This is a genomic window from Streptomyces monticola, assembly GCF_042665355.1.
Taxonomy (GTDB): domain Bacteria; phylum Actinomycetota; class Actinomycetes; order Streptomycetales; family Streptomycetaceae; genus Streptomyces; species Streptomyces monticola.
The window spans coordinates 494,566-507,915 of the sequence record NZ_JBHTCF010000004.1; the positions used below are offsets into that span (position 1 = coordinate 494,566).

Consider the following 13,350-nt stretch of genomic DNA (forward strand, 5'->3'; position numbering starts at 1 on the left):
AACCCCGGGCCCAAAGCCGCAGTTGTCGTGGTCGGAGGCTCATCGTGTCGACCTCCCCCGGGCCGTGCCCAGCCATACCGCGATGGCTTCGCTTCTGCTTGTACTGTGCAGTTTCGCGAAGATTCGGTTGATGTGGTTCTTCACGGTCTTCTCGCTGATGAAGCAGGTGGCGGCGATCTGCTGGTTGTTCATTCCTGCTGCGATGAGCCCCATCACCTCCACCTCCCGTGTGCTCAGCCCGAATTCGCGGCGGTTTTCGCGTCGCTCAGACTCTGGCACAACTGGTTGCACATGCGAAGTGGTTACGGGGAGTTGGTGCGGAATCGAGACAGGTGGCTCCGGTGGCGGGGCGGAGGGCGGCACTTCGGTCCCGTAGGCGTGGCCGAGGCCTTCGGGTAGCCCGGCGGGGGTCGGGGCGCCGTCCCGTACGTGTGCAAGGAGTGCGCCCTGGGCCGACGCCGTGAAGTGGGCCCGGCCGTCGCGTACGTCCCGTACCGCCGCGACGAGTTGCTCCGCCGTGAACTCGCCGTGGACGAGATAGCCGTCCGCGCCCAGGCGTAGCGCTTCCCGCACGATCGTGTTCTCGCGGCTGTACGTCAGCATCATCACCGGCGCGACCCGTACCAGGTGGGGCAGGGCCGAGATGCCGTCGACGCCGGGCATGCGGACGTCCAGGAGTACGACGTCCGGGCGGTGTTCGCGGGCCCGTGCCAGCGCCTCGCGGCCGTCCGCCGCCTCCGCCACCACGTGGATGTCGTCCCGGGCGCCGAGGAGAGCGGTCAGGCCCGCGCGTACGACGGGATTGTCGTCCGCCACGACCACACGCAGGGCCGGTGGGGCTTGCCCGGGGGGCGAGACCGGCGCGGGGACGGGGACTTGAGCGGGGGTGTGCTCGGAACGCGGCGGCGTGGTGTACGCCGAAGTGTGCTGGGACATGTGCACATTCCCATTCCCATTCACGTTCACGTTCACGTTCTCGTCCTGCATGGCGGCCTCCTCTCAGAGTGGGGTTTCAGGGGGAAGGCGGAGTCGTGGGGGGTGTAGGAAGTGTGGGGGTGTTCAGGGCCGAAAGCGGCAGGTCCACCCGGACCTCCGTGCCTCTCGCCCCGTGGCCGCGGCCTATCCGGATGCGCGCCCCGACCGACGCCGCCCGCTCGACCATGCCGACCAGGCCGAAGTGGCCGGATCTGCGCAGCTCTTCGAGGTTGGTGCCGGGCGGCAGGCCCTTGCCGTTGTCCAGGATGTTGAGGTGCAGGAGGTCTCCGGCCGCCGTGCCGGAGGCGCTCGTGACGCCCAGTTCGACCGTGACGTGCGATGCCTCGGCGTGGCGGTGGGCGTTCTCCAGGGCCTCCGTGGCGACCGTCAGGAGCTGGCGGGCCACCGCGTGCGGCACCAGCGGGACCGGGGCCTCGCCCACCAGGTGCCAGTCGCAGACAACTCCCGTACGTGTTCTGAAGTCCTCCACCCGGGCCGCGAGTTCGGCGGGGATGTCCACGCCGCTGCCCGTCTCCCCTTCCGCGTAGTCCGTCCTGCGGCGCAGATCCGCGAGGAGTTCACGGGACTCGGCGGCGGCGCGGCGGGCCGAGCGGGCCACGATGCCCGCCTGGTGCTTAACCGTGAGGGGGTCCATGCGGTCGGCGGAGGTGGCGAGCGCGTCGGCGGACAGGGCCACGCCGTGCAGGGTCTTCGCCACCGAGTCGTGCATCTCCCGTGCCAGGCGGGCCCGTTCGGCCTCGACGGCGTCCGTCACCGCGAGGCGGGCGTTGGCCTCCGACAGGGCCTGGGTCGCCGTGCCGAAGCGGAACATCAGGTTGCGGAGCGTGACGCCGATGATCCCCGCGGCGACGCAGAATCCGCTGATGAGGAGCGTGCTCGCCGGGCTCGCCGGGTCGTCGGGCGCCGACAGACGGTCGCGCCAGGCCGTGAACGCCGCCACGAGCACCACGATCTGGATGCCCGTGTAGATACCGGCGCCGCGCCAGCCGTAGAGCAGTCCGGCGAGGAGGGGGGTGCAGACCGTGGCGTAGCCGAGGGTGGAGTCGGGGGACGCGGTCAGGAGCAGGACCGCGCCGAAGAGCAGGTCGATGCCCATCAGCCAGCGGTGGCGCAGGACGAGGGGGCCGAGGCGCTCCCAGTCGCGGAGCATCGCGTACGAGCCCATGAGGCTGAAGACCACCGCCGCGCCCACGAGGACGCTGCCGAACCGGCCCTCGGCGCGGCTCAGGGCAAGGGGTGCCCCGATGATGATCATCGCGAGCCGGAAGCCGAAGACCTGGCGGCACAGGGCCTGCAGAGCGTTGAGCTGGATGGGGAGGCTGGGCGCGGGGGCGTCGTCCGCCAGGGCGGAGGCGGCGACGGGTTCGGGCGCCGGGCCGTAGCTGATCGCGGGGCGGGAGACGGGGGTTGGCGTGCGGGGGCGGGAGCCGGGGGTTGGCGTGCGGGGGCGGGAGCCGGGGGTTGGCGTGCGGGGGCGGGAGCCGGGGGCACGGGCCGGCCGGAAACTGCTCAGGGCGGAGCTGTCGGCCGGGGGCGGCTGTCCGTGGAGCGGCGGCGTCTGCGCACCGGGCTGCGACCTCTGCGTGCCGCTGGGCTGTGACGCCTGCGCGTCGGCGGGCTGTGGCGTCTGCGCGTCGGCGGGCTGTGGCGTCTGCGCGTCGGCGGGCTGTGGCGTCTGCGCGTCGGCGGGCTGTGACGTCTGCATACCGCCGGGCTGTGGCATCTGCGCGCTCCCGAGCTGCGACCTCTCCGCGCCGCCGGACTGCGGCATCTGTATACCGCCAGGCAGCGACCTCTCCGCGCCACCGGACTGCGGCATCTGCGGGCCGCCACCGGACTGAGCCCCCTCCGCGCCACCGGACTGCGGCATCTGCGCGCCACCGGACTGCGGCATCGGCGGGCCTGCGGGGCCCGGAGCCGGAGCCGGACCCGGAGCCGGAGCCGGAGCCGGAGCCGGACCCGGAGCCGAACCCCCCACCCCCACCTGCCCCGCAGGGAATCTCACCGTCTGCCGGTCGCCCTCCACAGCGCCTCCCGCCCCCGGGATCGACTCGTCCATCGCCCCATCAGCCCCCCAGGATCGATCCGAAGTCCGTGTCCGAGCCCAGGAACATGCCGCACACGATCAGGATCAGGGTCGCCGGGACCATGAAGATGAGCGTGACGAGCGTCGTCTTGGGGACGGTCTTGGCGGCGCGGCGACGGGCGTTCTGCGCGTCGGTGCGGCGCATGTCGTTGGCGATCTGGATGAGCGTCTCGGCGATCGGGGCACCCAGCTCCTCGCCCTGCTGCAGCGCGGTCACGAACTGGCTGACCTGCTCACTCGTGTTCCTTCTGCGCAGCTCCTCGAAGGCCTTGCGGCGCGAGACCCCCATGTCCATCTGGCGGAGTGTGATGCGCAGTTCGTCGGCCCAGGGACCCTCGTAGTGGTCGGCGACCCGGTCGAGGGCCTGGCGGAAACCGAGGCCCGCCGAGACCACGACGGCGAGTACGTCGAGGAAGTCGGGCAGCGTGCGCTCGATCTGCTCCTTGCGCTCCCGGACGGCCTGCCAGATCAGCGCGTCCGCAGCGAACAGGCCGAAGGCCAGGGCGAGAAAGCCGATCAGCGGGACGCCGTTGACGAAGAGCGAGAACGCGCAGACCGCGCCGAAGACCCCGTAGACCGCGCGGCGGGCCGCGTACCGGTCCACGGTCAGACCGTTCGGGTTGCCCGCCTGGTCGATCTTGCGGCGCTTGGCGTCGACCCGCTTGGGGCCCATCAGGCGCAGCACCGTGGGCGCGAAGCGCATGCCCAGGCGGTCGATGGCCGAGTCGGCGACGGACACCCGCGACGAGCCCACTTCGAGGGCGAGCGCCAGGTCGTCGGGGAGCCTGGCCTCCGCGCGGTACATCCGGACGCCCAGGAAGACACCCGCGACGGCGACGCCTCCCAGGAGTGCGAGCAGCAGTGCGATCACGTCGGCGGCCCCCTCAGACTTCGATCTTGCCGAGGCGGCGGATGACCACGAACCCGGCCGCGTACAGGCCGAGTGAGACCAGGATCAGGATCTGCCCGAGCGGGGAACCGGTGACCTTCGCGAGGGCGCCGTCGTTCATGGCGTTCAGCATCAGCATCGCGCCGACGCCCAGGCACGGGATGGTGAACGCGGTGGCGTTGACCTCGGAGAGCATCGTGCGTACCTCACGCCGGGTCTCCTTGCGCTCCTCCAGGGTCTGGGTGAGGTTGCGCAGGCTCTCCACGATGGTGCCGCCGGCCTTGTTGGAGAGGATCAACGTCGTGACGAGGACGCTGAGTTCACGCGACGGCAGGCGTTCGGCCAGCTCGCCGAGCGCGTCGTCGATGGAGCGGCCCATGGCCAGCTGGTTGGAGACCACTCTCAGCTCCTCGCCCGCCGGCGCCTCCAGCTCGTCGGCGGCCATGGCGAGCGAGGTGCGCAGGGCCAGGCCCGCCGAGGTGCCGTTGGCGAGCAGCCGGGCCAGGTCGGGCAGCTGGTTGATGAAGGCCTCTATCCGCTTCTGGTGCTGCCAGTTGAGGAAGGCGTTGGCGGTGCCGACCGCGACGACGGCGGCCAGCGGGCCGAAGAAGGGGGCGAGCAGGGCGGTCGCGATCAGCCACACCGCGGCGGCGCCGACGAGGACGTAGACGAAGAACTCGCCCGGTGTGACGTCGAGTCCGGTCGCGGCCAGCTTCCGCTGGATACGGCGGCCGAGCCGGGTGTGCCGCAGCCTGCGGTCGACGGCCGTGAAGTGCCGCTGCCGGCCGCCGGGCAGCGGTCCCTCGTCGATGAGCCGCTCGACCAGGGCCTGGCGCTGCGCCCTGCCCGAGGCGTACGTGTGCAGACCCGCCACGGCGAGGGTGCCGCACAGGAGCGTGGCACCGAGCGCGAGAAGCGCGGGGTTGTTCATGCGGCGGCTGCCTCTCGTATCGGGTGCGCTGCTCGTATCGGGTGCGCTGCTCGTATCAGCGGGCTTCCCGTGGCGACCCTGGTGTCCGTGGCGACCCTGGTGTCCGTGGCGACCCTGGTGTCCGTGGCGACCCTGGTGTCCGTGGCGTCCCTACGAGGCATCAGCCCGCCGCCTCCCTCGTGTTGAGTACGTCCACCCCTTCGATCACCCCGAACGTCGGCGGGATCGGCTCGGCCGCCAGATAGAGCCGGTCGGCGGCGCGGCGGGGCAGCGGCAGATGCTCGAAGACGCCCCGCACGACGCGGTCGGAGCCGATCGGGGCGGGCGAGAAGCGGGCCACCGGTGCGATCCGGAAGGGTTCGCGGCCGTGCGAGACCAGCAGCGATATCTCGGTGACCTTGCGGGAGCCGTCCGCGAACCGGGTCAGCTGGACCACCACGTCCACGGCCGAGTTGATCTGGTCGCGCAGCGCCTCGAAGGGCACGTCGACGTTGGACATCGAGCCGAGCGTCTGCAGCCGCATCAGGGCGTCCTCGGCGGAGTTGGCGTGCACGGTGGCGAGGGAGCCGTCGTGGCCGGTCGACATGGCCTGCAGCATGTCGAGGGTCTCGCCGCCGCGGACCTCGCCGACGATGATGCGGTCGGGACGCATGCGCAGGCTGTTGCGTACGAGGTCGCGGATGGTGACCTGGCCCTTGCCCTCCACGTTGGGCGGCCGCGATTCGAGGCTGATCACATGGGCCTGCTGGAGGCTCAGTTCGGCGGAGTCCTCGATGGTGATGATGCGTTCGTGTTCGGGGATGAGCGCGGAGAGCGCGTTGAGGAGCGTGGTCTTTCCGGTGCCGGTGCCGCCGGCGACGATCACGTTGAAACGGGCCCGTACGAAGCTGCTGAGCAGCATCAGCATCTGCTGGTCGAGCGAGCCGAGGTCGATCAGCTCGCTGAGCTTGTACGCGCGCGGGAAGCGGCGGATGGTGAGGGTCGCGCCGGACAGGCTGAGCGGCGGGATGATCACGTTGACGCGCTCGCCGGAGGGCAGCCGGGCGTCGACCATCGGCGTGGACTCGTCGACCCGGCGGTTCACGGTCGACACGATGCGCTCGATGGTCTGCATCAGCTGCTCGTGCGAGGCGAAGCGGAGGGGGAGTTGCTCGACCCGTCCGGCACGTTCGACGAAGATCGCGTCCGGGCCGTTGACCATGATCTCGGTGATCGAGGCGTCTTCGAGGAGCGGTTCGAGTACGCCGAGGCCGAGCGCCTCGTCGACCACGCGCCGGATCAGCTGGGCGCGCTGCGAGGTGGACAGGACCGGGCCCTCGCGACTGATGATGTGGCCGAGTACGCGCTCCAGGCGGGCCCTGCGCTCGGCCGCGGCGAGGGACGACATCTCGGCGAGATCGATCTCCTCCAGGAGCTTGGCCCGGTAGACGGCCACGACGTGGTCGTCCTCGTGTCCGGGGCCGGTGTCCTCGGGCGTCGCGATACGGGACCTCAGGCTCATGGTGCGGTGCCTCTCGCCTCTCGGGTCGGGCTGTACTCGGTGGGGCTGCTCGGTCGGGCTGGGCTCGGGTCGGCTGGGCTCTGTGGGGCTGGGCTCGGTCGGGCTGGGCTCGGGTCAGTCTTCGTCTGCGGGCATGGTGACGGTGCGGGCGGCGTCGCCCAGGCCCACGAAGGGGATCAGGGCGGGGATCTCGACGGTGACCGTGGCCTCGACGAGGTCGCCGCCCGTGACGCTCACCGCCGGGTCGTACCAGTCGCTCATCGCGGCGTCGGCGGCGCCGGCTCCGGTGCCGGGCTCCAGTGATTCCGCGCGGGCGGCGGCACGGGCTCCTGATCCGGCCTGGCTGAAGGAGTAGCCGACCAGGCCGAGTTGGATCACGGCCAGGCCCACGACGAGGAGGATCGGCAGGAAGCCGGTGAACTCGAGAATGATCGAGCCCCGGTCGTCTCTCACCCCGCCCCGCCCCTTCCCTGAACGAGCGGTCATCACTGCTCCCCCTCTCTCGCCGCTCCCGCGCCCCCGTCCACCGTCCACCCCGCGTCGAAGCCCGGGAAGAACAGGGGGACGTTCAGGGTGACTTCCGCGCGGTAGACCTGGTCGCCGCCGCCGCAGGTGACGTTGAAACCGCCCTCCCACGCCCCGGGGAGGCGCTCGCGGGCGGCCTCCTCGCAGGCGCCGGCGCCGTCGCCCGACCACTCGGCCGAGGTTCCCGCCCGCGCCCCCTCGTCCGCGGCGTTCCCGGCCAGGGACCACGTGTAGCCGAAGAGGACGCACTGCCACAGGAGGGCGACCACCATGAAGATCAGGGGGGCCATGCCCGCGAACTCCAGGGTCGCCGAGCCGGTGTCGTCCGTGGCCCTGCGGCGCCACGGGCCGAGGGCGCCGCGGTCGCCCTGGAAGCGGGTGAGGGCCTTGCGTCCGGAGGGCGGGCCCGGGGCCTCTCCCGGGGCGGTCAGCAGTCCCAGCTCGCCCGCCAGTCCCCACATGGCCTGCTTGACCGTGCTGCGGTTGTCGAGGTCCTGCATACGGCCCGCGTCGACGGCCGCCTGCAACTCCTTGAACTGGGAAGGGATCGCGATCCCGGCGACCCGGGTGCCGGTGATGCGTTCGACGAGGGCGGGCTGGATCTCGGTGAGGCGGGAGTTCCGGTTGACCACCGTCACCGTCTCCTCCGCCTTGCGGATCTGCAGCCGGTCCCACATCCGCACCATGCGCTTGGCCGCGCGTACGGCGACCACGTCGGGGGTCACCAACAGCAGGGCCTGGTCGGCCATTTCGATGGCGGCGGCGTTCGCGCTGTTCATCTGCGTGCCGCAGTCGACGACCACGACTTCGTACCGGTTGCGCAGCGCGCTGACGGCCTGGCGGGCCACCCGGTCGGTGACCTCCTCGCCGCGTTCGCCCTCGGCGGGGGCGAGGAGCAGGCCGAGGCCCGTCGGATGGCTGAAGACGGCGTCCTGGAGGACCCGGGGGCTGATGTCGTTGATACCGGCGAGGTCGACGATGGAGCGGCGGAACTGCACGTCGAGATACGAGGCGACGTCGCCGGACTGCAGATCCAGGTCGAGCAGGGCCACGCTCCTGCCGGAGGCCTTCGCGGCGAGGGCGAGCTGGACGGCGGTGAGGGTGGTGCCGACACCGCCCTTCGCGCCGGTCACGGTCACGACGGTGCCGCCGGGGCCGGTGACCACGTCGTGGCCGCTGGTGAGATGGCGGCGTACGCCGACCGACCAGGACGCCGCGGTCTGCACGCGGGCCGCCAGCTCCTCGTAGCCCAGGGGCAGTCCGACCAGGCCGCGGGCGCCGGAGTCCATGGCGGCGGAGAAGAGCCCGGCGCTGGCGTCGGTGGTGATGAGGACGACGCCGACGGCGGGAAAGCGCAGCGCGACCTCCCTGATCAGCTCCAGGGCCGGCGCCGGGCCGATGCGCTCATGGACCAGGACGACCTCCGGCAGCTCGTCGATGGACTCACCGGCGAGCCGCGCGAGGGTGTCGAGCAGCGCCGTGGAGTCGGTGACGGGCAACGCGGGCTCCGCGTCCGGGAGCTGGCTCAGCAAGGTCGTCAGCGAGCGCGCGGCATCCGCGTCACCGACGGCGGGCAGGATTCGGGTGGTCACGGGGCCCTCACTTGTCCTCATCGAGGGTGTAGCTCCGGTTGCCCGCCGATACGCAGGCCGCGGACTTCGCCTCCGGGAGCCGGCCGGGCAAGGCCGTCAGCCAGCGCGCGGCATCCGCGTCACCGACGGCGGGCAGGATTCGGGTGGTCACGGGGCCCTCACTTGTCCTCATCGAGGGTGTAGCTCCGGTCGTCCGCCGATACGGGTGACTCGCCGCCGCCACCGACCAGGGCGAGCCTGACGTGGGTGGCGAAGGACTCGGCGTAGGCGACGCGCTGGGCGTCGGCGGTGGTGAGGGCGAAGGTGATGGGCACGGCCTCGGTCTCCCTGCGGCGGCTCGTGCGGTCGTCCTCGCTCGGTTCGAGCGCCGTGAGCTTGCCGACGTCGATGACGCGGGCGTTCTGGACGATGACCTTCGACTGGTCCTTCACGCCCTGGCCGCCCTGGTCCTCGCCCTTGAAGGTGGCGAAGATGTTCACCGTCGCGCCGGGCGTGATCTTGCCGGCCACACCGGTGGCGGCGTCGATCATGATGGCGATCTCCTGTTCGCCCTCACCGACCGCGGGCCGCTTCACGATCATGTCGTTCTGCAGCAGCGAACCCTTGCGCAGCTGGGTGACGGCGATCTTGCCGCGGATCTCGCCGAGATCGGTCACGGCGTTCTCCGACAGCCAGCGTTCGGGCATCTCGATCTTCTCGAACTGGGCCGCGCTGAGCGCCTTGTAGGGCGCGACATCGCTTTTCAGCCGGTACGCCGAGACCTCGGGACCCACCTTGGAGTTCACGTCGCGGATCACCGAGAGCACCCCGGCGAAGGCGCCGAAGGCGCACAGGACCGACAGGAGCAGGAGTATCACGCCGCGGCGCTGGCGAGAGTTCATGGGGCGAACTACCTCGATCAAGACGGGTATTGACGGGGACGGGGACGGGAGCGGGCACTGGTGCGGGGGTCGGAGGGGCGGGCGGGGCCGCCACGGGAACCCGGCGGCCGGTGAGTCGTCAAGGGCCTATGGCCCTTCGTGGTCGCGGGGTGGCGAGGGCCCGGGTGGCGGGGCTGAGTTCACGGGCTCCGGTTCCGCTGCCGGCACCGGGGCCCACCCCCGGGCCACGCGCACGGGCGCCGCGCTGCTCACGCGCGAGCAGCGGCGCCGCGCAGAATCCGCAGCGGTCCCCTATGAGTTCGAGGCCGCACCAATGGCAGTCCTCCCGTTTCACCGACGACACCAGCTGATAGAGCATCGAGATATCGGGGATCGCCGCGGCGAATTCCACCAGGCGCCCGGTGGCCCACCAGCGGGTGGACTCCGCGGGCAGCCGGGCCTCGCCGACGCCCTGCACCTTCCAGGCGGGGGCGAGATGCGAGGTCACCCAGTCGGACTGGAGCTGTCCTTTGGCGATGAGCAACTGCGTACCGAATCCGGGGCCTTCGAGCGTGCCGCCCTGGCCGTTGCCGCCGCTGATCTTCACCAGGTGGGGCTGCGGCGTGGCGAGCACGGCGAACTGGGAGCCGGGCACCCAGGACTTGGCGTGCGAGGTGAGGCTGACCGGGACCCGGTCGAGTTTGGTGACGGAGCCGAGCAGGGCGCCCGCGTAGATGTAGTGCGACAGGAGCCGCGCGGCGGAGGCGAGCACCCCGGGGCTGAAGTCGCACAGGGCGAGCTGGCGCAGCTGCAGCGCGAGCATGGCGAGCCCGAGCGGCGGCAGATCGAGGCGCAGCAGGGCGATCCGGTCGGATTCCAGGAGTGAGCGCACGGTGTGCAGCCGGTGCACGGCGCGGGCCGGCAGGGACGCCGGGTACAGGACGATCACGTAGCCGTGCTGCTCCAGCAAGGTGTGCATCTCGGCGAGCGAGTGGTCGAGCGTGTGCTGCTTGCTCGCGGGGTGCAGTACGGCAGCGGGCGGAGTCTGCCGGTCCGGCGGCGGCAGGACCAGATCGGGACTGGTGACGGCTATAGCGGTCGGCACTTTCCCACACCCCCACACCCCGTTCACTTCGGTAGATGCGGCCATCGCCCGCGTCTGCACCATATCCAGGTCGCGCGCCCCTCAACACTCGAAGTTCATAACTCCTGGTGGGTTCTTGATCGACGGACGGTGAAGGTCTCGCCACGAATTCACGCTATTCCGGGTTCTCTTTCCCCAACCTCGTTATCTCAAAGGTCAGTTGGGGTTCCAGAGGTCTTGACAACCCGATTGGTCTGGACCAGCTTGTACGGGCAGCACCGGCGGTGGCCACCGTTTCCAGAAACGCACCCTCCCTCACCCCCCCCACAGGAGGTAGCAGTGCACCGCGTATCGGGCATGACCAGAAAGAGGTGTATCGGCGCGGCGGTGGCGGCACTCGCCGCGTGCGCGCTCGCCCTCACCGGCAACGCGACCCAGGCGAACGCGGGCCAGACGGACACCGGCCGGAGTGACGATGCCGCCTTCGAGGTCGCGGTCGGCTCGGCCGCCGTACCGAAGCATGCCGTAACCGGCTACTGGCAGAACTTCAACAACGGCGCCACCGTGCAGAAACTCGCCGACGTACAGAGCGACTACGACATCATCGCCGTCGCCTTCGCGGACGCCACCGGCTCACCCGGCGAGGTGAAGTTCAACCTCGACTCGGCCGGGCTCGGCGGCTACACCGTCGACCAGTTCAAGGCCGACATCAAGGCCAAGCAGGCCGACGGCAAGTCCGTGATCCTCTCGGTCGGCGGCGAGAAGGGCACGGTTTCGGTCAATGACGCGGCCTCGGCCACGGCGTTCGCCGACTCCGTGTACGCGCAGATGCAGGAGTACGGCTTCGACGGTGTCGACATCGACCTGGAGAACGGCCTCAACTCCACGTATATGTCGCAGGCCCTGAAGTCCCTCGCGCAGAAGGCCCCCGGGCTCGTCATCACGATGGCGCCGCAGACCATCGACATGCAGTCGACGTCGAACGAGTACTTCAAGACGGCCCTCAACATCAAGGACATCCTGACCGTCGTCAACATGCAGTACTACAACAGCGGTTCGATGCTGGGCTGCGACGGCAAGGTCTACTCGCAGGGCACCGTCGACTTCCTCACCGGCCTGGCCTGCATCCAGCTGGAGGGCGGCCTCGCACCCTCGCAGGTGGGCCTCGGCACCCCCGCGTCCAGCCGGGCGGCGGGCGGCGGCTATGCCGAGCCGTCGGTCGTGAACGCGGCCCTCGACTGCCTTGCCAAGGGCACGAACTGCGGCTCCTTCAAGCCGTCGAAGACCTACCCGGACATCCGGGGCGCCATGACGTGGTCGACGAACTGGGACGCCACGGCGGGCAGTTCCTGGTCCAAGACGGTGGGCCCGCACGTCCACGGTCTGCCGTAAACGCCTCAAACGCCGTAAGTGCCGAAGGCGCCGTAAGCGCCGCACACGCCGTACACCGGCTCCGCAGGCCGACGCGGCGCCACCGCTCCCCCGGTGGCGCCGCGTCGTACGTCCGGACCCCGGCTTCCTACCAGGGCAGTTCGCGCAGCTGCTGGACGCAGAGCACGATGAAGAGCAGCCCGGCGGCGACCAGCATCACATTGCTCAGGATGCCGTTGCGCCACTCCCTCGGCGTACGCGAGGAGTTGAGCAGCCAGACCAGGGTGAGCGCGAGGAACGGCATGAAGAAGGCGCCGAGCACGCCGTAGACGATCACCAGGCCGAAGGGCTGGTCGAGCCAGAGCAGCGCCATCGGCGGGAAGGTCAGCCACAGCAGATACGCGCGGAACGCCGCCGACTGCTCCTTCTTGCCCGCGGCCACCTCGGCCACGGTGCCCTCCTCGACCGGGGCGCCCTTGCGGTCCCGCTGCAGCCGCTCCACGAAGTCGGCGAACATCAGGCTCACGCCGTGCCAGACGCCGATCAGGGAGGAGAAGGAGGTGGCCAGGAACCCGATCAGGAACAGCTTCGCGGTGGCCGTGCCGTACCGCTGCTCCAGGATCCTGCCCAGGTCGACCAGGCCCTGGTCGCCCTTGGTGAGCGCGATGTTGGAGGCGTGCAGCAGCTCGGCGCCGACGATCAGCATGGCGACGACGAAGACGCCGGTGGTGATGTACGCGACGCGGTTGTCCAGGCGCATCACCTTCATCCAGCCGGTGTTGGTCCAGCCCTTGGCGTTCACCCAGTAGCCGTACGCGGCCATCGTGATGGTGCCGCCGACGCCGCCGACCAGGCCGAGGGTGTAGAGCAGCGACCCGTCGGGCAGCACGGGCAGCAGACCCGCGAAGCTCGCGCCGACATCGGGGGTGACCCGGATCGCCACGTAGACGACGACCACGAACATCACGCCGACCAGGACGGTCATGGCCTTCTCGAAGACGGCGTACTTGTTGAACCAGACGAAGACCAGACCGATGAGGCCGGTGATGATGGCCCAGGTCTTCAGGCCGGGCCCGTCGGGGAAGAGCGCCACCAGGGGCAGGGCGGAGGACGACATCGCCGTCGCCCCGTAGATGAAGCCCCAGACGACGACGTAGACCGCGAAGTAGACCGTGGTCCACTGGCCGAGGCTGCGCCAGCCCTCGAAGAGCGTGCGCCCGGTGGCCAGATGCCAGCGCCCGGCCGCCTCCGCGAGGGAGATCTTCACCAGACAGCCGATCACGGCGGCCCACATCAGGGTGTAGCCGAACTTGCTGCCCGCGATCAGGGTGGCGACCAGGTCGCCGGCCCCGACACCGGTCGCGGCGACGACGATGCCGGGCCCGATGTACTTCCAGCTGGATTTGCGCGGCCGGGAGATGTCCCCCGTACCGCCGGTGGTGCTGTCGGTGGTGTCCGCCATGCCGGCTGCCTCCCCGTCGTCGGCACTCGTCCCCGAGTACGTGATCACAGGTC

12 protein-coding genes are annotated in these 13,350 nt (G+C 70.5%); 1 reads left to right on the plus strand and 11 read right to left on the minus strand.

What is annotated here, in order from left to right; all coding sequences use genetic code 11:
• Positions 1-39: 39 nt before the first annotated feature.
• The 10 genes from ACFQVC_RS13370 to ACFQVC_RS13415 form a co-directional block, all read right to left on the minus strand.
• The gene (locus ACFQVC_RS13370; RefSeq protein WP_381830391.1) at positions 40-936 is read right to left on the minus strand and encodes a response regulator; all 897 of its coding nucleotides are present in this window, start codon (positions 934-936) and stop codon (positions 40-42) included.
• Positions 937-1,012: 76 nt separating this feature from the next.
• The gene (locus ACFQVC_RS13375) at positions 1,013-2,719 is read right to left on the minus strand and encodes a sensor histidine kinase (RefSeq protein ID WP_381830393.1); all 1,707 of its coding nucleotides are present in this window, start codon (positions 2,717-2,719) and stop codon (positions 1,013-1,015) included.
• A gap of 343 nt (positions 2,720-3,062) precedes the next feature.
• A complete protein-coding gene (locus tag ACFQVC_RS13380) occupies positions 3,063-3,953 on the minus strand; it encodes a DUF5936 domain-containing protein (RefSeq protein ID WP_381830395.1) in 891 nt (296 codons plus the stop codon).
• 13 nt (positions 3,954-3,966) lie between these two features.
• The gene (locus ACFQVC_RS13385) at positions 3,967-4,902 is read right to left on the minus strand and encodes a type II secretion system F family protein (protein WP_381830397.1); all 936 of its coding nucleotides are present in this window, start codon (positions 4,900-4,902) and stop codon (positions 3,967-3,969) included.
• A gap of 160 nt (positions 4,903-5,062) precedes the next feature.
• The gene (locus ACFQVC_RS13390) at positions 5,063-6,403 is read right to left on the minus strand and encodes a CpaF family protein (RefSeq protein WP_381830399.1); all 1,341 of its coding nucleotides are present in this window, start codon (positions 6,401-6,403) and stop codon (positions 5,063-5,065) included.
• Between the two features lie 114 nt (positions 6,404-6,517).
• Positions 6,518-6,856, minus strand: a complete 339-nt coding sequence (locus tag ACFQVC_RS13395; protein ID WP_381830401.1) for a TadE/TadG family type IV pilus assembly protein — start codon at positions 6,854-6,856, stop codon at positions 6,518-6,520.
• Positions 6,857-6,888: 32 nt separating this feature from the next.
• Positions 6,889-8,520: a CpaE/TadZ family protein gene (locus tag ACFQVC_RS13400; protein ID WP_381830403.1), complete on the minus strand. Its 1,632-nt coding sequence runs from the start codon at positions 8,518-8,520 to the stop codon at positions 6,889-6,891.
• A gap of 7 nt (positions 8,521-8,527) precedes the next feature.
• Positions 8,528-8,671 (minus strand): hypothetical protein, encoded by a 144-nt coding sequence (locus tag ACFQVC_RS13405; protein WP_381830405.1) that lies wholly within the window; start codon positions 8,669-8,671, stop codon positions 8,528-8,530.
• A gap of 7 nt (positions 8,672-8,678) precedes the next feature.
• Complete coding sequence (gene cpaB, locus ACFQVC_RS13410) at positions 8,679-9,401, minus strand: Flp pilus assembly protein CpaB (RefSeq protein WP_381830407.1); 723 nt, start codon at positions 9,399-9,401, stop codon at positions 8,679-8,681.
• A gap of 118 nt (positions 9,402-9,519) precedes the next feature.
• Complete coding sequence (locus tag ACFQVC_RS13415) at positions 9,520-10,485, minus strand: hypothetical protein (RefSeq protein WP_381830409.1); 966 nt, start codon at positions 10,483-10,485, stop codon at positions 9,520-9,522.
• Positions 10,486-10,821: 336 nt separating this feature from the next.
• Between ACFQVC_RS13415 and ACFQVC_RS13420 the strand changes: the two genes are divergently transcribed.
• Positions 10,822-11,856 (plus strand): chitinase, encoded by a 1,035-nt coding sequence (locus ACFQVC_RS13420; RefSeq protein ID WP_381830411.1) that lies wholly within the window; start codon positions 10,822-10,824, stop codon positions 11,854-11,856.
• A gap of 127 nt (positions 11,857-11,983) precedes the next feature.
• On the opposite strand, the gene ACFQVC_RS13425 is transcribed toward ACFQVC_RS13420, so the two are convergent.
• The gene (locus ACFQVC_RS13425) at positions 11,984-13,297 is read right to left on the minus strand and encodes an Nramp family divalent metal transporter (RefSeq protein WP_381830413.1); all 1,314 of its coding nucleotides are present in this window, start codon (positions 13,295-13,297) and stop codon (positions 11,984-11,986) included.
• Between the last annotated feature and the right edge of the window lie 53 nt (positions 13,298-13,350).

Excerpts from the sequence above, each read along its gene's own strand:
- ACFQVC_RS13370 (WP_381830391.1), bottom strand. The coding sequence starts at position 936 with ATGTCCCAGCACACTTCGGCGTACACCACGCCGCCGCGTTCCGAGCAC.
- ACFQVC_RS13375 (WP_381830393.1), bottom strand. The coding sequence starts at position 2,719 with ATGCCACAGCCCGGCGGTATGCAGACGTCACAGCCCGCCGACGCGCAG.
- ACFQVC_RS13385 (WP_381830397.1), bottom strand. The coding sequence starts at position 4,902 with ATGAACAACCCCGCGCTTCTCGCGCTCGGTGCCACGCTCCTGTGCGGC.
- ACFQVC_RS13390 (WP_381830399.1), bottom strand. The coding sequence starts at position 6,403 with ATGAGCCTGAGGTCCCGTATCGCGACGCCCGAGGACACCGGCCCCGGA.
- cpaB (WP_381830407.1), bottom strand. The coding sequence starts at position 9,401 with ATGAACTCTCGCCAGCGCCGCGGCGTGATACTCCTGCTCCTGTCGGTC.
- ACFQVC_RS13420 (WP_381830411.1), top strand. The coding sequence starts at position 10,822 with ATGACCAGAAAGAGGTGTATCGGCGCGGCGGTGGCGGCACTCGCCGCG.
- ACFQVC_RS13425 (WP_381830413.1), bottom strand. The coding sequence starts at position 13,297 with ATGGCGGACACCACCGACAGCACCACCGGCGGTACGGGGGACATCTCC.